12 protein-coding genes are annotated in these 18,035 nt (G+C 75.7%); 7 read left to right on the top strand and 5 right to left on the bottom strand.

What is annotated here, in order from left to right; translation table 11 throughout:
• Window positions 1–215: 215 nt before the first annotated feature.
• From AMK13_RS03210 to AMK13_RS03195, 4 genes are all read left to right on the top strand, one after another.
• Window positions 216–2,450 carry an MMPL family transporter gene (locus tag AMK13_RS03210; RefSeq protein WP_107418667.1) on the top strand — a complete coding sequence of 745 codons (2,235 nt, stop codon included), beginning with the start codon at window positions 216–218 and terminating at the stop codon, window positions 2,448–2,450.
• A 157-nt stretch (window positions 2,451–2,607) separates the two neighbouring features.
• On the top strand, window positions 2,608–3,516 hold the full coding sequence (locus tag AMK13_RS03205; protein WP_241852726.1) for a phosphotransferase enzyme family protein: 909 nt from the start codon (window positions 2,608–2,610) through the stop codon (window positions 3,514–3,516).
• A 173-nt stretch (window positions 3,517–3,689) separates the two neighbouring features.
• Window positions 3,690–4,685: a polysaccharide deacetylase family protein gene (locus AMK13_RS43965; protein ID WP_079271779.1), complete on the top strand. Its 996-nt coding sequence runs from the start codon at window positions 3,690–3,692 to the stop codon at window positions 4,683–4,685.
• A 99-nt stretch (window positions 4,686–4,784) separates the two neighbouring features.
• Window positions 4,785–5,543: a DUF3592 domain-containing protein gene (locus tag AMK13_RS03195; RefSeq protein ID WP_074000998.1), complete on the top strand. Its 759-nt coding sequence runs from the start codon at window positions 4,785–4,787 to the stop codon at window positions 5,541–5,543.
• 40 nt (window positions 5,544–5,583) lie between these two features.
• Here the strand turns inward: AMK13_RS03195 and AMK13_RS03190 are convergent, their stop codons facing one another.
• From AMK13_RS03190 to AMK13_RS03170, 5 genes are all read right to left on the bottom strand, one after another.
• Entirely contained in the window at window positions 5,584–6,285 is a 702-nt protein-coding gene (locus tag AMK13_RS03190) for an exonuclease domain-containing protein (RefSeq protein WP_049659490.1), read from the bottom strand.
• 183 nt (window positions 6,286–6,468) lie between these two features.
• Window positions 6,469–8,409, bottom strand: a complete 1,941-nt coding sequence (locus AMK13_RS45705; RefSeq protein WP_074000997.1) for an ABC transporter permease — start codon at window positions 8,407–8,409, stop codon at window positions 6,469–6,471.
• Entirely contained in the window at window positions 8,406–9,149 is a 744-nt protein-coding gene (locus AMK13_RS03180) for an ABC transporter ATP-binding protein (RefSeq protein ID WP_380718022.1), read from the bottom strand. Before AMK13_RS03180 ends, AMK13_RS45705 begins: the two co-directional genes overlap by 4 nt.
• A gap of 98 nt (window positions 9,150–9,247) precedes the next feature.
• A complete protein-coding gene (locus tag AMK13_RS03175) occupies window positions 9,248–9,766 on the bottom strand; it encodes a GNAT family N-acetyltransferase (RefSeq protein ID WP_241852724.1) in 519 nt (172 codons plus the stop codon).
• Between the two features lie 43 nt (window positions 9,767–9,809).
• Complete coding sequence (locus AMK13_RS03170) at window positions 9,810–11,084, bottom strand: SAV2148 family HEPN domain-containing protein (protein ID WP_063780326.1); 1,275 nt, start codon at window positions 11,082–11,084, stop codon at window positions 9,810–9,812.
• A gap of 408 nt (window positions 11,085–11,492) precedes the next feature.
• Here AMK13_RS03170 and glgX point away from each other — a divergent pair, with 408 nt between their 5' ends.
• From glgX to treZ, 3 genes are all read left to right on the top strand, one after another.
• A complete protein-coding gene (gene glgX / locus AMK13_RS03165) occupies window positions 11,493–13,700 on the top strand; it encodes a glycogen debranching protein GlgX (RefSeq protein ID WP_074000996.1) in 2,208 nt (735 codons plus the stop codon).
• Window positions 13,701–13,826: 126 nt separating this feature from the next.
• Window positions 13,827–16,271 carry a malto-oligosyltrehalose synthase gene (treY, locus tag AMK13_RS03160; protein ID WP_074000995.1) on the top strand — a complete coding sequence of 815 codons (2,445 nt, stop codon included), beginning with the start codon at window positions 13,827–13,829 and terminating at the stop codon, window positions 16,269–16,271.
• Window positions 16,271–18,004, top strand: coding sequence for a malto-oligosyltrehalose trehalohydrolase (treZ, locus tag AMK13_RS03155; protein ID WP_074000994.1), 1,734 nt, complete (start codon window positions 16,271–16,273; stop codon window positions 18,002–18,004). Before treY ends, treZ begins: the two co-directional genes overlap by 1 nt.
• Window positions 18,005–18,035: the final 31 nt, after the last annotated feature.

Here is an 18,035-nt window from a genome sequence, read left to right as displayed (position 1 = left end):
GGAAGCACCAGGAGACGGCCACCCGCCAGCCGGATTACCCGTCAGGACCGGCTTCCCTACTGTCGATCGGGACGCCGGAGCGCAGCCGGCGCACCCCAGAGCGGCGGTCCCCCGACCCAGGGCCCCCGCCGCTCCCGTCCGGCGACGACCGCCGCTCTCCCAGGGGGGAAACCACCGTGAAGCCCGTGAAGTCCAGACTCGGCCTGGCGGCCGCGATGGGCGCCTGGAGCGCCCGGCACCGCAAGACCGCCGTGTTCGGCTGGCTGCTCTTCGTCGTCCTGGCCGCCGCGCTCGGCTCCGCCCACGGCAGCGTCAGGATCACCGACGCCGAGTCGGTCCCCGGGCAGGTCTCCCGGGCCGCGCGGATCCTCGACGAGGCCGGGCTGAAGAGCCCGGCCGGCGAGACCGTCCTGGTCCAGAGCGCCACCCGCACCGCCGACGACCCGGAGTTCCGCACCGCCGTCGGCCAGGTGGTCGCCGCCGTGAACGGCACCGGCCGGGCCGCCGAGGTCCGCTCGCCGTACGACACCAAGGCGGTCTCCGCCGACGGCCACTCCGCGCTCGTGACGCTGACCCTCAAGGGCGACCGCACCGAGGCCGCGGACCAGGTCCAGCCGGTGCTGGACGCGGTGGCCGGCGTGCAGGGGCAGCACCCGGACCTCACCGTCGTCCAGCTCGGCGACGCCAGCTCCGGCAAGTGGATGCGGGACCAGGTCGGGAACGACTTCGCGCGCGCCGAGTGGACGGCCGTGCCGCTCGCCCTCGGCATCCTGCTGGTCGCCTTCGGCGCGCTGGTCGCCGCCGTGCTGCCGGTGGTGCTCGCGCTCACCGCCTTCGTCGCGGCCGCCGGACTGGTCGCGCTCGGCAGCGGCTTCCTGCACACCAGCGGCGACGCCTCCTCGGTGATGCTGCTGGTCGGCCTCGCCGTCGGCGTCGACTACTGCCTCTTCTACCTGCGCCGCGAACGCGAGGAGCGGGCCGCCGGGCGCGACGCCGCCACCGCGCTGGCCGTGGCCGCCGCCACCAGCGGCCGGGCGGTACTGGTCTCCGGCGTCACCGTGGTGGTCGCCATGGCCGGGATGTTCCTCACCGGGATCGCCACCTTCAAGGCGATGGCCTTCGCCACCATCCTGGTCGTGATCACCGCCGTGCTCGGCTCGCTCACCGTGCTGCCGGCGCTGCTGTCGATGCTCGGCGACCGGGTCGAGAAGGGCCGGGTGCCGTTCCTCGCCAAGCTGCGCCGCCCGGACGCCGCGCGGACCGGCGGGCGCTTCTGGAACGCGGTGCTGACCCCGGTGCTGCGCCGCCCGCTGGCCGCCACCCTGCTCGCCGGCGCCTTCCTGCTGGCCCTGGCCGCGCCGCTGCTCACCATGCACACCGCCAAGCTGACCTTCCAGCAGCAGCTGCCCGCGGGCAACGCCCTGGTCGCCGCCTCGCAGAAGATCGAGGCCGCCTTCCCCGGCAGCCCCGCCCCCGCCACCGTCGTGATCAAGGCCGCCGACATCGACTCCCCCGCGATGACCTCCGCGATCGCCGACCTCAAGGCGAAGGCCCTGGCGAGCGGGCGGATGCACGGACCGGTGGAGGTCACGGTGCACGCCGACAGGAACGTCGCCACCGTCGACATCCCGCTCAACGGCACCGGCAACGACGCCACCAGCAACGACGCCCTGAGGGCCCTGCGCGAGGAGCTGGTGCCCGCCACCGTCCTCACGGTGCCCGGCACCGAGGCCCCGGTCACCGGCGACACCGCCGGGTCGTACGACTTCAACCGGAAGATGGGCGACTCGATGCCGCTGGTCTTCGGCTTCGTGGTCGTCCTCGCCTTCCTGCTGATGCTCACCACCTTCCGCTCCCCGGTCGTCGCGGCCACCGCCGTGGTGCTCAACCTGCTCTCGGTCGGCGCCGCGTACGGGGTGCTGACCCTGGTCTTCCAGCACGGCGTGGGCGCCTCGCTGCTGGGCACCGCCGGGGTCGGCGCGGTGGAGTCCTGGGTGCCGCTGTTCCTCTTCGTGATCCTCTTCGGGCTCTCGATGGACTACCACGTGTTCGTGGTCTCCCGGATCAAGGAGGGCCACGACCGCGGCCTGCCGACCCGGGCCGCGATCGCCGACGGCATCCGCTCCACGGCCGGGGTGGTCACCAGCGCCGCGGTGATCATGGTGGCGGTGTTCTCGGTCTTCGGCTCGCTGTCCATGCAGGTGATGAAGCAGATGGGCGTCGGCCTCGCGGTCGCGGTGCTGATCGACGCCACGGTGATCCGCGGGGTGCTGCTGCCCTCGGTGATGACCCTGCTGGGCGACCGCAACTGGTACCTGCCGCGCTGGCTGAACTGGCTGCCGGACCTCTCGCACCGCGAGCCCGTCCCGCCGGCCGGCGCCGACCGGGGCCTGCCCGCCCAGTCGGCCGGGCCGGCGGAGGGGGCCCGGCACCGCCGGGCCGGGGTCTGAGCCTCCCCGGCCTCCCCGACCCGTTCGGCCTGTCCGACCCGTCCGGCTTGTCCCACCCGCCCGACGCGTCCGGTGCCGGGCCCCGCAGCGCGCGGGGCCCGGCGTCCGTGCGTCATGATGATCACCGTCCGGGGTCCCCCGGATGAACGTCGGCGGAATGGGAACCCCAGTCATGATCCCCTTCGACGAGGGCCGCGCCCGGCTGCTCCTCGCCCAGGCCTGCGAGTCGGCCGGGCTGGCCGCCCCCGACGGGGCCACACTGCTCGCGCTCGGCGAGAACGCCGTCTTCGACCTCGGCGACCCGGCCGTGGTCGCCAAGGTCGGCCGCGGTCCCGAGCTGTACGACCGGGCGCACCGGGAGCTGGCGCTCGCCCACTGGCTGGCCGGCCAGGACGTGCCGGTGGTCCGCCCGTACGACGCGGTGGCGCCCGAGCCGCAGCTGGCCGACGGCCACCCCGTCACCTTCTGGCACCGGCTCGCGCCCGCCGTCCGGCCCGCCCGCCCGGTCGACCTCGCCCCGCTGCTGCGCGCCCTGCACCAGCTGCCGCCGCCGCCCTTCACCCTCGGCCGGCGCGACCTGCTGGCCCCGGTCGAGCGCTGGCTGGCCTCCGCCGAGGGCCACGTCGACCCGGCGGACGTCGCCTTCCTGCGCCACCGCCGCAACGCCTTCGAGGCCGCCCTGCCCGACCTCGTCCCGCGGCTGCACCCCGGGGTGATCCACGGCGACGCGCTGCCGCGCAACATCCACGTCGGCCCGGACGGGCCGGTGCTGCTCGACCTGGAGTTCATGGCGAACGACCTGCGCGAGCACGACCTGGTGGTCCTCGCGCTCAGCCAGGACCGGTACGGCGTGCCCGCCGAGGAGTACCGCGCGTTCACCGAGGCGTACGGCTGGGACGTGCGCGAGTGGCCGGGCTTCACGGTGCTGCGCGGCGCCCGGGAGACGGCCAGCGCCTCCTGGGTGGCGCAGCAGGCGGCCAGCAACCCGGCCGCGCTGAAGGAGTTCCGGCGCCGGGTCGACTCGCTGCGGGACGGGGCCACCGAGGTGCGCTGGTACCCGTTCTGACGGGCGCCTCCGGTACCCGCGGCGGCGCGGGGCCGCCACCGGGGCGAGTGTGAGAAGACTCTTACGGCGGTTCGGTCCGGTCGGCAACCGGTGCACGTACGATCGGCGTCCTATCGGACAGTCATCCTGACCCGAGAGATCGGCACCGTACTCGCACCTCAGGAGCCGCCGCCATGCACCGGACCGCCCGCCGCCCCTCCGCCCCGAACCGACTGTCCCGATCCCGGCGCCGGCTGCTCGCGGGCTGTGCCGCGGTGGCCGCCGCCCTGGGGCTGGCCGCGTGCGGGACCGCCAGCGGGGCGCTCCAGCCGCCGAGCGCGGCGGCGACCTCCGGGACGCCGTCCCCGGCCGACGCCCGGCCGAGCGGGACGGCGGCGACCGCCCTCACGCCGACCCCCGGCTCCGACGCCGTGCCGCCGGGCGCGGGCTCCCCGGCCGCCTCCCCCTCCTCCCCGTCGGCGCCGGCCAAGCCGCACCCGACCGCGGCCACCGGCACCCCCCTCTCCGCCACGCCCACCGCACCGGCCGCCGACCCGTCCTCGCCCGCCGCGCCGCCCCCGCACACCGGGGCGGGCACCGTGATCGGCTCCACCGCCTCCGGTGGGCGCACCGTCGCGCTCACCTTCGACGACGGCCCCGGCCCGGCCACCGGCCAGGTCCTCGACCTGCTGGCCCAGTACCACGCCAAGGCCACCTTCTGCCAGATCGGCCAGAACGCCGCCGCCAACCCCGCCACGGTCAAGCGGATCCTGGCCGCCGGGCACCGGCTCTGCGACCACAGCGTCCACCACCCGCAGCCCTTCGCCAAGCTCCCCCACGACAAGGCCGCGTACGAGATCACCGCCGCCCGGAACATGATCCTCCAGGCGGGCGGCCCCGGCACCGAGGTCGGCTGGTTCCGCGCCCCGGGCGGCGGCTTCAACGCCGACAACGAGCACATCACCGCGAGCCTCGGGATGTCCTCGCTCGGCTGGTCCGTCGACCCGCGCGACTGGGCCCGCCCGGGGACGCCGGCGATCGTCTCGGCCGTGCAGAAGCAGCTCAAGCCCGGCGGCGTGGTCCTGATGCACGACGGGGGCGGCGACCGCGGCCAGACCGTGGCCGCGCTCAAGCAGCTGCTGCCCTGGCTGGTCGCCCAGGGCTACACCTTCGACTTCCCTGCCGCGTAGGGCCGTCGGGGCCCGCCGCCGCGGAGTTTCCCCCTCGTTCACCGACCGGACCGCGGGCGCGCGTACCGCCCGCCCCGGCCGTCGCACTAGCCTCCGGGCATGACTGCCGGTCCCCCGTCGAGCAAGCAACTCCCGTACCTGGAACCGCGCCTGGGCTTCGGCCGGGCGGTCGCGGCGCTGCTCCTGCTGGCGCTGTGCGCGGTGGCCGGCCGGCTGTTCGCGGCCGGGGTGGTCGCCTACCGGGAGCCGGAGACCTGCACCCAGCAGCTCTGCCTCGGCTCGGCCGCCACCCAGGCGTACTGGGCCGGCGCCCTGTTCTGCTGGCTGACCGGCATGCTGGCGGCGGGCCGGGTCGGCCGCTCCCCCGGAGCCGGGGCCCCGAACCGGCTTCCCCCCGGCGGCGTGCTGTTCCTCGCCCTGCTGCTCGGGCCGCTCGGCGCGGCCTTCGGCCCCGGCGGACCGTACCGGCCCGCCCTGCCCGCCCTCGTGATCCTGGCGGCGCTCACCCTGCCGCTGGTCGTCCACTCCGAGTCCCGGCTCCGCGCGCAGCACCGCGCGTACCGCGCCGCCCGGACGGTCGCCGACCGGCTCGCCGCCCACGGGGTGAGCACCGCCGGCACCGTCACCGCCGTCCAGCCCGGCGAGCCCAGCGGCTACGCCCAGCCCCAGTTCCGGCTCACCGTCGGCTACACCACCCCCGACGGCGTCCAGCGCAGCCTGGTCTGCGCGATCCGCATCCAGGCCTACCTCGCGCCGAGGGTCGGACAGCTCATGACCGTCCGCTACGACCCGCTCGCGCCGGACACCGCCGAGGCCGCCATCGTGCCCCCGCCGGAGGGTGTCCGACCGCGGGCCTAGGTGTTCCGTCCCGTGAGGTCGGGGACGCGGCCGGCGGGCCTCACCGGGCGGGCCAGCGCGGGTCGACCACCGCCTGCGGGTCCTTGCCGCGGCGCAGCCAGGCCTGGAGGCCCTCGGCCCACTGCCGGTACCAGTCGATCTGCCGGCGGTGCAGCTCCGCGAGCGGCACCGCCCCCACCTCGGCCGGGTAGCGCCCGGCCAGCGCGACGGCGACCCGGACGGCGGCCAGCGCGTCGCTGCCCGCCTCGTGGGCGTCCGTCAGCTCCACCCCGTACAGCTCGCAGACCCGTTGCAGGGTGCGCGAGCCCTTGCGGTACTTGTCCACGGCCCGGTCGATCACCAGCGCGTCCAGCACCGGCCCGACCGGCCGCCCCAGGCGCTCGGCGAGCGTCGCCAGCCCGTGCCGGCGCAGCTCGGCGTCGAGCAGCGACAGGTCGAACGGCGCGTTGAACGCCACGACCGGCCGCCCGGCGGCGATCCGCTCGCACAGCGCGGCGGCTATCTCCTCCACCGCCTCCTTCGCCGGCCTGCCCTTGCTCCGCGCCACCTCGTCACCGATCCCGTGGATCGCCTCCGCCTCGGCGGGTATCGGCACCCCCGGGTCGATCAGCCAGTGCGCGGCGTCCACCCGGGCGGCCCCGACGGTGTCCACGAGCGCGGCCGTGACGATGCGGTCCACGGCCGGGTCGGTGCCCGTGGTCTCCAGGTCGAAGCCGACCAGTGGCTGCTGCCACCAGCTCATCAGGTGTGTCCTTCCGTCCTGCCTCTCGAAACAGCCCCTATCATCACCCGCCCCACCGACAACCCGTCCCGCGGGGAGCCGTGGGCGCGGCCCGCCGGACGGCCCGCCGCGCCGGTCCGGGAGGCCGCCGGGAGGCTCCGGGAGGGGCAACCGCCCGGCCCTGTAGGGCCGTTGGGCGGCGCGCTAGCGGGGCCGGGTGGGGAGGGCGAGGCGGGTGGGGAGGACGCTGGAGGCGGCGGCGAGCAGCAGGCACAGGAGGGTGCTCCCGGCGAGCGGGGTCCAGGGCAGGCGGAGGGGGACGGCGGCCTGGCCGGCCAGGACGCGGTGGTTGAGCAGCGCGGTGGTGCCGTACTGGGTGAGCGCGGTGACGGCGAGGGCGAGCAGGGCGGCGGTGGCGACGACCAGGACGGCCTCCAGGGCGACCATCCACGTCACCTGGCGGCGCACCGTCCCGGCCAGCCGCAGGACGGCGAAGTCGCGGCGGCGGTCGGCGGTGCTCATCACCATGGTGTTGACGATGGCGATCAGCGCGTAGAGCAGGGCGGGCCCGAGGATCGTGGTGGTGGCGATCCAGGCGTAGTGGGCGCCGGGGTCGGGTCCTGGGTCGCGGGCGTCGGTGAGGGTGCCGCCGAGCCGGTCGGCCGGTTCGGCGTCGAGGTGGACGGCGGCGGGGCGGGCGTCGGCGAGGTGGCCGGCGGTGGCCTCGCCGCTGAGCAGGACCTCGTCCAGGCCGAGCTGGGTGCGGTAGACCAGGGCGAGCCGCAGGCTGGTGACGGTGCCGTCGGCGAGGCGCAGGTTGACCTGGTCGCCGAGCTTCCAGCCGTGGCCGCGGGCCTGGTCGGTGGAGGCGGCGAGGGTGGCGCCGTGCAGGTCGGCGGCGCTGCCGTCGACGGCGGGCAGGGTCCAGGCGGTGGCGAGGTCGCCGTCGACGACGGTGGCGGCGGAGGGCACGCTCGCGGGCGAGTCCTCGCCGTGGTCGTCGAAGTCGGCGGTGGCGGCGCCGAGGCCGGTGACCACGGTGGCGGTGGTGGCGGTGGCGTGCAGGTCGGGCCGGGCGGCGGTGAGCCGGCGGGCGGCGTCGGCGGGCAGCGGGGCGGCGGCGGGGCGCAGCACATACCGGGCGGCGGCGGTGGCCCGGTTCTGGGCGGTCATGGCGTCGGCGAAGGCGGCGGTGGAGCCGATCACGGTGCCGGTGAGCGCGATGGCGAGGAAGGCCGGGGTGGCGGTGGAGACGGTGCGGCGTACGGCGGTGAGGGCGTTCTGCCGGGCGAGCAGCGGGGCGGCGGCGACGGCCCGGGTGAGCGGGGCGCTGAGCAGCCGCAGCAACGGCGGTACGACGGCCGGTGCGAACAGGGCGAGCGCGGTGATGGCGAGCAGGTCGGCGCCGAGGACCCACTGGGAGGCGAGCTGCGGGTCGGCGGGCTGGTCGCCGGGGGCGGCGGGCAGGGTGGGCGCGGCCAGGTAGTAGCCGACGGTGGCGGCCAGGGCGGTCAGGCCGAGCAGCGCGCAGGCCCAGCGCAGCGGGGTCATGACCCGGCGGTCGGCGGCGGCGTCGCCGAGCGCCTCGACGGCGCGCACCCGGCCGGCCCGCAGGGCGGCGGTGACGGCGCCGAGCAGGGCGACGAGCAGGCCGACGGCGGCGGCGAGCAGCATCGGCCCGGCGGCGGGGCGCGCGGTGAACCCGTCGGGGGCGGCGCCGCGGGCGGCCAGCCAGGCGGCGAGGGCGGGGGCGCCGGGCAGTGAGAGCAGGCAGCCGCTGACGGCGGCGGCGAGGGCGACGACGGCGGCCTCGCCGGTGATCAGCTGGACGATCTGCCGCGGTGTGGCGCCGACGGCGCGCAGCATCGCGATCTCCTGGCGGCGCTGGGCGACGGCGAAGGCGAAGGTTCCGGCGACGACGAAGACCGCGACGAAGGCGGCCATCGCGGCGGTGAACTGGAGCACCTTGTGCAGGGAGGGCGCGCCGAGCGGGGAGTCGTCGCCGGCGGTCTCGTTCAGCAGGCTGCCGGTGGTGGCGACGAGCAGGACGCCGAGGGTGAGGGCGACGTAGGAGCCGGCGAAGGCGGCCTTGCGGCGGCGCAGGCTCGCGGCGGCGACGGGCAGCAGGGTGAGCGGTGAGGTCATGCCGCCGTCTCCAGGGCGGTCATCCGCTCGGCGACCTGCTGGGCGGTGGGGCGGGGCAGGTCGTCGACGATCCGGCCGTCGGCGAGGAAGAGGACGCGGTCGGCGTAGCCGGCGGCGACGGGGTCGTGGGTGACCATGACGGTGCTCTGGCCCTCGCGGTCGACGAGGTCGCGCAGCAGGGCGAGGACGTCCCGGCTGCTGGCGGAGTCGAGGGCGCCGGTCGGCTCGTCGGCGAACAGCATCCGGGGCCGGGTGATCAGGGCGCGGGCGATGGCGACGCGCTGCTGCTGGCCGCCGGAGAGCTGGGAGGGCAGGTGTCCGGTGCGCTCGCCGAGGCCGACCTGGGCGAGGGCCCGGCGCACCTGCGCGGGGTCGGGTCGGCGGCCGGCCAGTCGCAGCGGCAGGCCGACGTTCTGTTCGGCGGTGAGCGAGCCGACCAGGTTGAAGGCCTGGAAGACGAAGCCGATCCGTTCGCGGCGCAGCACCGTCAGTTCGGTCTCGCCCAGGCCGGAGAGGTCGGTCCCGTCCAGGGTGACCCGGCCGCTGTCGGGCCGGTCGAGGCCGGCGCAGCACTGCAGCAGGGTGCTCTTGCCGGAGCCGGAGGGGCCCATGACGGCGGTGAACCCGCCGCGGGCGAACTCGACGTCCACCCCTCTGAGTGCCCGTACGGCCTCCGGCCCGGTTCCGTAGGTGCGGTGTACGTCGTCGAGGCGCAGTACGGCCCCGCTCTCCCCCGTGATCTTCACGGGGGCTACACCTACCACGGGGGTCACGGCCCTGACCAGGGCGTTTGGGGGAATCGTTATGCCGCCAGTTATGCCGTCAGCTACGCCGCCAGTTACGCCGTCAGCCGTCGTGCCCCGACGTGGACTTCGGCGCGGGCTTCGGCTTCGCGGACTCCGGTCCCGCCGACGGGGCGGTGCAGGTGGACGTCGACCGGGTCCTCGTGGACGACGGTGAAGCCGTGGCGTTCGTACAGCCGCTGGGCGGCGCTGCCGCGGAGGACGACGAGGCGAAACGGTTCTCCGGCGGCGTCGGCCTCGGCGAGGAGGTGGCACAGGACGGCGGTGCCCAGGCCCCGGCCCTGGAGGTGCGGGGCCAGGTAGAAGAGCTCCAGGTGGCGTCCGCCCCGCTCGTCGGGGCGGACGGTGACGCAGCCGGCGAAGGCCCGGTCGACCAGGAGTACGGAGGTGTACCTGGTCGAGAAGGACGCCCGCACCCGCTCGCGGGAGCGGGCCGGGTCCCAGCGGCCGAGGCGTTCCAGGTCGGCGCGCATGACCCGGGCCTTGAGGTCCGTGACGGGTTCGAGGTCGTCGGGGGTGGCGGGGCGCAGGCTCCAGGCGGGGTCGCTGTTCACGGCCCGCAGTCTGGCAGCCGCGCCGCCGCCCCGACCAACTGCCCTAGGAGACGGACCGGGAGTCGGCCCAGATGCCCTCGAACTCCTCGCGGTAGACCTCCAGCAGTCCGGGCTCGGTGCCGCCGGGCTGCTGGCCGGCGCCGCCGCGCAGCACCAGGGCCGGGGACTCCATGCCGCGGGCGCGGCGCAGGTAGGGCTGGATGACGCCGAGGTCGCGGCCCTGGCGGCGGCCGCCGGCCTGGCCGGGCGTGCGGGGGCCCTCGACCAGGTAGGCGGTGAAGCGCGGGGTCTCGTCGAAGACCCGGATCTCGAAGCCGCCCTGGTCCCGCAGCCGGGCCCGGACCCGCCGTACGTGCATGATGTTCATCTCGATGGAGCGGGACAACTCGCTGCGGCCGAGGCCGAGTTCGCGTTCGCGGCGGCGTACGGCGCTGCTCGCCGGGTTGAGGAAGAGCAGCCGGACCCGGCAGCCTTCGCCGGCGAGGCGCACCAGGCGCTTGCCGGTGTAGTTCTGGCAGAGCATGCCGAGGCCGATGCCGAGCGCGTCCAGCCGCCGGGCGCCGTCCAGCAGGTCCTCGACGGGCAGGTCGCGCTGGAGCCGGACCCGGTCGGCGTGGACGGCGACGACGTCCGCGTACCGGCCGGCCACCAGGGACTCGACGACGTCGGCGGGCACCCCGCCGGCGCCGCCGTCCAGCACGGCCAGCAGCCGGGCGGCGGCGCGTTCGGTCTGGGCCAGCACGGTCTGGGTGAGCACCCGGTTGCGGGAGACGACGTGCCGGGCCACCTCCAGTTCGTCCAGCGCCAGTTCGATCTCGCGCCGGTCGGCTAGGTACGGCTCGAAGCAGGGCCAGTGCTGCACCATCAGTTCGCGCAGCTGGGGCAGGGTGAGGAAGACCAGCGGGTCGTCGTCGGCGGGGTCGAGCAGGTAGCCCTTGCGGCGGCTGACCTCGCGCACGGCGCCGGCCCGGTGCGCCCACTCCTCGCCGGCCGGGCCGGCCGCGGCGGTGACCCAGTCCTCGCCGTGGGCGGGGGCGTAGATCGGGTGCAGCACCTCGTCGACGAGGGCGCGCAGCCGCTGTTCGACCAGGTTGAGCCAGACGTAGGCGCGGCCGGACAGCCGGACCCGCTGGTAGGCGTCCTCCCACTCGGCGGCCGACCAGGCCAGGGCGGGTATCTCGACGGGGCCGCTCTGGGCGGGCACCAGGGCCCGGCCGGTCAGGGTGGGGCGCATGACCACCGTGGGCGCCTCGCTGCGGGCCGCGCCCCGGCCGGGCCCGTCGGGCCCGGTGCCGCGGCCGCCGGCGGGGAACACCATGCGCCACCTCATCTGGTCGCCGCACCGACCCCCGCGGGCGCGGGGACCGTTGACGGGCTGTCGGGAGTCGGCCCAGGCGGCCGGACGATCAAGGGTACTGCCCGTCGCGAGCCGCCCGCAGCCGGATGCCCGGGGGCTCTCCCGCACCACCGGGAGCACTCTTCACACGAATGCCCGACGGGCGCTCGTTCGGCCCAACCCGGGCCGGATCTCCCGGACGCCGGGGGAGGGCTCGGGGAGTATGCGCTGTGCCGCGCGTCACGGCGACTGTGCCGTGCGTCACGGCGCACGCTTGCGCACATGCCCGGCCGTCCGGCCGGGAAGAGAGCGTCCGGGTCCGGGCGGACGGCCGGGCCATTCATCGGACTACACGTCAGTTTCCGTCGGCAGCAAGGAAGTTGAGGAGTCATGCAGGTCTGGCCCGGTACTCCCTACCCGCTCGGCGCCACCTACGACGGGGCCGGCGTCAACTTCGCGGTGTTCTCCGAGAGCGCCGACCGGATCGAGCTGTGCCTGATCGCCGAGGACGGCTCCGAGACGGCCGTCGAGCTGCGCGAGACGGACGCCTTCGTCCGGCACGCCTACCTCCCGGGCATCCAGCCCGGCCAGCGCTACGGCTTCCGCGTGCACGGCCCGTACAACCCGGGCCTGGGCCAGCGGCACAACAGCGCCAAGCTGCTCCTGGACCCGTACGCCAAGGCGATGAGCGGCCACATCGACTGGGACGAGTCGGTCTACGGCTACCACTTCGGCGCCCCCGAGCGCCGCAACGACCTGGACTCCGCCCCGCACACCATGCACTCGGTGGTCATCAACCCGTACTTCGACTGGGGCACCGACCGCCCGCCGCGCACCGACTACCACCGCACCGTCATCTACGAGGCCCACGTCAAGGGCCTCACCCGGCTGCACCCGGGCATCCCCGAGGAGATCCGCGGGACGTACGCGGGCCTGGCCCACCCGGCGGTGATCGAGCACCTGGCCAAGCTCGGCGTCACCGCGATCGAGCTGATGCCGGTGCACCAGTTCGTCCGCGACCACCGGCTGCGGGACCTGGGCCTGGCCAACTACTGGGGCTACAACACCGTCGGCTTCTTCGCCCCGCACTCCTCCTACTCCTCCACCGGCGACCGCGGCCAGCAGGTGCAGGAGTTCAAGTCCATGGTCAAGGCGCTGCACGCGGCCGGGATCGAGGTGATCCTGGACGTCGTCTACAACCACACCGCCGAGGGCAACCACCTGGGGCCGACACTGTCGCTGCGCGGCCTGGACAACGTCTCCTACTACCGCCTCGCCCGGGACCAGCGCTTCTACGAGGACACCACCGGCACCGGCAACAGCCTGCTGATGCGCAGCCCGCACGTGCTCCAGCTGATCATGGACTCGCTGCGCTACTGGGTCACCGAGATGCACGTCGACGGCTTCCGCTTCGACCTCGCCGCCACCCTCGCCCGGCAGTTCCACGAGGTGGACCGGCTCTCCTCCTTCTTCGACCTGGTCCAGCAGGACCCGGTGGTCTCCCAGGCCAAGCTGATCGCCGAGCCCTGGGACCTCGGCGAGGGCGGCTACCAGGTGGGCAACTTCCCTCCGCTGTGGACGGAGTGGAACGGCATGTACCGGGACACCGTGCGGGACCTGTGGCGCGGCGAGACCGCCGCCCTCGCCGAGTTCGGCTCCCGGCTCACCGGCTCCTCCGACCTCTACCAGGACGACGGCCGCCGGCCGATCGCCTCGATCAACTTCGTGACCTGCCACGACGGTTTCACCCTGCGCGACCTGGTCTCGTACAACGAGAAGCACAACCAGGCCAACGGCGAGGAGAACCGGGACGGCGAGTCCTTCAACCGCTCCTGGAACTGCGGCGTCGAGGGCCCCTCCGCCGACCCGGCCGTCGAGGAGCTGCGGGCGCGCCAGCAGCGCAACCTCATCGCCACCCTGATGCTCTCCCAGGGCGTGCCGATGCTCTCGCACGGCGACGAGCTCGGCCGCACCCAGCTCGGCAACAACAACGCCTACTGCCAGGACAACGAGCTCACCTGGGTGCACTGGCCGGAGGACGACGGGCCGCAGGCGCGGCTGCTGGAGTTCACCCAGGGGATGATCTGGCTGCGCCGCGACCACCCGGTGTTCCGGCGGCGGCGGTTCTTCCACGGCCGGCCGGTGTCCGGGCGGCCGGGGGCGGCCGGGCCCGCCTCCGCCGTACCGGGCCGGGGCGGGCACGGCCCCGGCCCGCAAAGCCCGGGCGGGCCGGCCGTCGGCGGGTTCGACGACCTCACCGACATCGCCTGGTTCACCCCGGCCGGCGAGGAGATGACCAAGCGCAACTGGGGCGCCAGCTACGCCAAGTCGCTGACCGTCTTCCTCAACGGCTACGCGATCTCCGAACCGGACCGGCGCGGCGGGCGGATCGTCGACGACTCCTTCCTGCTGCTGTTCAACGCCCACTTCGAGCCGCTGGAGTTCACCGTGCCCGCCGACCACGGGCAGGAGTGGCAGGTCGTGGTCGACACCGCCCGGCCCCGGCTGCCCGCCCCGGGGACGGGCGCCCGGGTCAAGGCCGGGGACTCCCTCTGGCTCACCGACCGCTCGCTGATGGTGCTGCAACGGCCCGCGTAGCACGGTGACGGCGGCGCCGGACCGGCTCGTACGGGGGCGCGTGGCGCCGTCGGACGGCCGGGGCGGTCACCTGTTCGGGTCAGCAGCGGGTCTTGGCGGCGGCCTCCCCCGGGTACCTATGGAGCTATGACCCCCGCCGCCGAGCCCGCGCAGCCCCGCCCGGCCGCCGCCGTCCCCTCGTCGTCGTACCGCCTCCAGCTCCAGCCCGGCTTCACCCTCCGCGACGCCACCGCCGCCGTCCCCTACCTGGCCGCCCTCGGCGTCTCCCACCTGCACCTCTCCCCGCTGCTGGAGGCCGTCCCCGGCTCCACCCACGGCTACGACACCGTCGACCACACCCGGATCAGCGAGCAGCTCGGCGGCGAACCGGCGCTGCGCGCGCTGGCCGCCGAGGCGCACCGCCACGGCCTGCGGCTGATCGCCGACGTGGTGCCCAACCACATGGCCGTGCCCGCCCCCGAACGGCTCAACCGGCCGCTGTGGCAGGTGCTGCGCGACGGGCCCGACTCGCCGTACGCGCACTGGTTCGACATCGACTGGACCGCCCAGCCGGGCCCCGCCGACGCCCCCGGGCGCGGACGGGTGCTGCTGCCGCTGCTCGGCGACCGGCTCGGCGCCGTGCTGGACCGGCTCACCGTGGACGGCGACACCCTGTGCTACCACGAGCACGAGCTGCCGCTGCGCCCCGGCACCGCCGGGCTCCCGCTGGAGGAGCTGCTCGCCCGCCAGTGGTACCGGCTCGCCTGGTGGCGCCTGGCCCGCACCGAGCTCAACTACCGGCGCTTCTTCACCGTCAACGAGCTGATCGCGCTGCGCGCCGAGGACCCGGAGGTGTTCGCCGCCACCCACGCCGTCCTGCTCGCCCTGCACGCCGACGGCGTCCTGGACGGCTTCCGGATCGACCACCCCGACGGGCTCGCCGACCCGCGCGGCTACCTGCGGCGCCTGGCCGACGCCACCGGCGGCGCGTACGTGGTGGTCGAGAAGATCCTCACCGGCGAGGAGCGGCTGCCCGAGGACTGGCCGGTGGCCGGCACCACCGGCTACGACGCGCTGCGCCGGATCGACGGCGTGCTCCTCGACCACGCGGGCGCCTGCCGGCTGGCCGGGGCGTACGAGTCCTTCCTGCACGGCGGCCCGGTCCGGGACCTCTGCGCGGACCCGCACCCCGCGGTCGCCGAGGCCCGGCGCGGGCGGGCCGACATGACCGGGCCGGACGGCGAACTCGCCGCCGAGGTCGAGCGGCTGGTCCGGATCGCGCTGCGGATCGGCGCCGCCGAGCCCGCGCACGCCGACCACGCGCCGGGGCAGCTGCGCGCGGCGCTCGGCCGGCTGCTCACCGGCTACCCGGCGTACCGGCCGTACGCCCGGCCCGGCGAGGCCGTCCCGGCCGCCTCGGCGCGGCAGCTGCGGGCCGCCCTGGACGACTCCGCCGACCCGACCGACCGGCTGGTGGCCGCGCTCGCGCTCGGGGAGCTGGGCCGCGGCGCGGACAAGGACGAGTTCTGCGCGCGCTTCGCCCAGACCGCCGCCGCGGTGGCCGCCAAGGGCGTCGAGGACACCGCCTTCTACCGCTGGAACGCCCTGCCCGGCCTCAACGAGGTCGGCGGCGAGCCGGCCCGGCCCGGTCTGCACCCGGCGGAGTTCCACGACTGGTGCCGCGCCCAGGAACGCACCTGGCCGCACGGCATGACGGTGCTCTCCACCCACGACACCAAGCGCAGCGCCGACGCCCGGGCCCGGCTCGCCGTGCTCGCCGAGCGGCCGGACGCCTGGGCCGCCGAGGTCGACGCCTGGTCCACCGCCGCGGGCCCCGCCGCGCCCGGCCTCGACCGGGACGCCGACTGGCTGCTCTGGCACACCCTGGTCGCCGCCTGGCCGATCGACCCGGACCGGCTGGTCGCCGCCCTGCTCAAGGCCGTCCGCGAGGCCAAGCTGCACACCTCCTGGACCACCCCCGACCCCCGCTACGAGCGGGCCCTGGAGCAGCGCGCCCGCTCCGTCCACGGCAACCCCGGGCTGCTCCCCCGGGTCGAGGGCGCCGTGCACGCCCTCGCCCCGTACGCCCGCGCCAACACCCTGGCCGCCGCGCTGCTGCACCTCACCGTGCCGGGCGTGCCGGACCTCTACCAGGGCGGCGAGGAGCCGCTGTACACCCTGGTGGACCCGGACAACCGGGGCGTGGTGGACCTCGGCGCGCTGGCCGTGCGGCTCACCGACGCGGCCGCGCCGCGCCCCGGCGACCTCGCCCGGGAGAAGCTGCACCTCACCGCCACCGCGCTGCACCTGCGCCGCTCCCGGCCGCTCGGCTCCTACCGCCCGCTGCCCGCTACCGGCCCGGCCGGCGAGCACCTGCTGGCCTTCGCCCGGGGCGCGGACGTGGTCACCGCCGTCACCCGGCTGCCGTACGGGCTGGAGCGGGCCGGCGGCTGGCGCGACACCGTGCTGGAGCTGCCGGCGGGCGGGCCGTGGACGGACGAGCTGACCGGGCGGGGCTTCCCGGCGGGCGCGGTGCCGGTCGCGGAGCTGCTGACGGCGCTGCCGGTGGCGCTGCTGACGAGGAGGGGCTGATGCCGGTCTACCAGGTGTGGGCGCCCCGCGCCGCCACCCGGGTACGGGTCGACGTCGACGGCACGGCACACGAGTTGGCCCGCTGCCCGGACCGGGACGGCTGGTGGTCCGGCGAGGCCCCGGCGGGCGACTACGCCTTCCGGCTGGACGACGGCCCGCCGCTGCCCGACCCGCGCTCGGCCCGGCAGCCGTACGGCCCGGACGGGCCCAGCCGCGCCGTGGACCACGCCGGGTTCCGCTGGTCGCGGACCGGCTGGCACGGCCGGGCACTGCCCGGCGCGGTGCTGTACGAGCTGCACGTCGGCACCTTCACCCCCTGCGGCACCTTCGAGGCCGCCGCCGAACACCTGGACCACCTGGTCGAGTTGGGGGTGGACTTCGTCGAGCTGATGCCGGTCTGCCCGTTCCCCGGCAAGCACGGCTGGGGCTACGACGGGGTCTCGCCCTGGGCCGTCCACGAGCCCTACGGCGGGCCCGAGGGGCTCAAGCGCTTCGTGGACGCCGCCCACCGCAAGGGCCTCGGGGTGGTGATGGACGTCGTCCACAACCACCTCGGCCCGTCGGGCAACTACCTTCCCGCGTACGGGCCGTACTTCACCGACCGGCACCACACCCCGTGGGGCGCGGCGGTCAACCTGGACGCGCCCGGCTCGGACGAGGTGCGCGCCTACCTGATCGGCAGCGCGCTGGCCTGGTTGCGCGACTACCGGATCGACGGACTGCGGCTGGACGCCGTGCACGCCCTCGCGGACGACCGGGCCGTCCACTTCCTGGAGGAACTCTCCACCGAGGTAGGGAAGTTGGCGGCCGCCACCAACCGGCCGCTGTTCCTGGTCGCCGAGTCCGACCGCAACACCCCGGCCACCACCACCCCGCGCGAGGCGGGCGGGCAGGGCCTCACCGCCCAGTGGAGCGACGACTTCCACCACGCCCTGCACTGCGCGCTCACCGGCGAATCCCACGGCTACTACCGGGACTTCGCCCGCGAGCCGCTCGCCGCCCTCGCCCGGACGCTCACCCGGGGGTTCTTCCACGACGGCACCTGGTCCTCCTTCCGCGGCCGTACCCACGGGCGCCCGTTCACCCCGCTCGACGCGGGCCACCGGCTGCTCGGCTACCTCCAGACCCACGACCAGGTCGGCAACCGGGCGCTCGGCGACCGCGTCTCGGCCGGCCTCTCCCCCGGCCGGCTCGCCTGCGGCGCGGCCCTGGTGCTCACCTCACCGTTCACCCCGATGCTCTTCATGGGCGAGGAGTGGGGCGCCGCCACCCCCTGGCAGTACTTCACCGACCACACCGACCCGGACCTCGCCGAGGCCGTCCGACAGGGCCGGCGGCGGGAGTTCGCCGAGCACGGCTGGGCCGCCGAGGCCGTCCCCGACCCGCAGGAACCCGCCACCGTGCTGCGCTCGGTCCTCGACTGGACCGAGCTCCGGCGCGCCCCGCACAGCGAACTCCTCGCCTGGTACCGGCAGTTGATCCGGCTTCGGCGCGAGCGGCCGGAACTGTCCGACCCCGACCTCGGCGCCGTGCGGGCGACCCACGACGAAGCGGCGGGCCTGCTGGTGGTGCACCGGGGGCCGTACCGGATCGCCGTCAACCTCGGGCCGCGGGAGGCCGCGCTGCCGCTGGGGGCCGCCGGGCGCGAGGTGGTCGCGGCCTTCGGGGCGGCGGAACTGGAGGGGACGGCGGTGCGGGTGGCGGCGGACGCGGTGGCGATCGTGCTGACCTGAGCCGTCAGACCCGGCAGGCTCACCCGGCCGG

The sequence above is a fragment of the Streptomyces sp. CB02056 genome (assembly GCF_001905545.1).
GTDB lineage: Bacteria > Actinomycetota > Actinomycetes > Streptomycetales > Streptomycetaceae > Kitasatospora.
Note: the sequence above shows the minus strand (reverse complement) of the source record. Positions and strands in the feature narration are given on the sequence as shown.

Excerpts from the sequence above, each read along its gene's own strand:
- AMK13_RS03210 (WP_107418667.1), top strand. The coding sequence starts at position 216 with ATGGGCGCCTGGAGCGCCCGGCACCGCAAGACCGCCGTGTTCGGCTGG.
- AMK13_RS03205 (WP_241852726.1), top strand. The coding sequence starts at position 2,608 with ATGGGAACCCCAGTCATGATCCCCTTCGACGAGGGCCGCGCCCGGCTG.
- AMK13_RS43965 (WP_079271779.1), top strand. The coding sequence starts at position 3,690 with ATGCACCGGACCGCCCGCCGCCCCTCCGCCCCGAACCGACTGTCCCGA.
- AMK13_RS03195 (WP_074000998.1), top strand. The coding sequence starts at position 4,785 with ATGACTGCCGGTCCCCCGTCGAGCAAGCAACTCCCGTACCTGGAACCG.
- AMK13_RS03190 (WP_049659490.1), bottom strand. The coding sequence starts at position 6,285 with ATGAGCTGGTGGCAGCAGCCACTGGTCGGCTTCGACCTGGAGACCACG.
- AMK13_RS45705 (WP_074000997.1), bottom strand. The coding sequence starts at position 8,409 with ATGACCTCACCGCTCACCCTGCTGCCCGTCGCCGCCGCGAGCCTGCGC.
- AMK13_RS03170 (WP_063780326.1), bottom strand. The coding sequence starts at position 11,084 with ATGGTGTTCCCCGCCGGCGGCCGCGGCACCGGGCCCGACGGGCCCGGC.
- glgX (WP_074000996.1), top strand. The coding sequence starts at position 11,493 with ATGCAGGTCTGGCCCGGTACTCCCTACCCGCTCGGCGCCACCTACGAC.
- treY (WP_074000995.1), top strand. The coding sequence starts at position 13,827 with ATGACCCCCGCCGCCGAGCCCGCGCAGCCCCGCCCGGCCGCCGCCGTC.
- treZ (WP_074000994.1), top strand. The coding sequence starts at position 16,271 with ATGCCGGTCTACCAGGTGTGGGCGCCCCGCGCCGCCACCCGGGTACGG.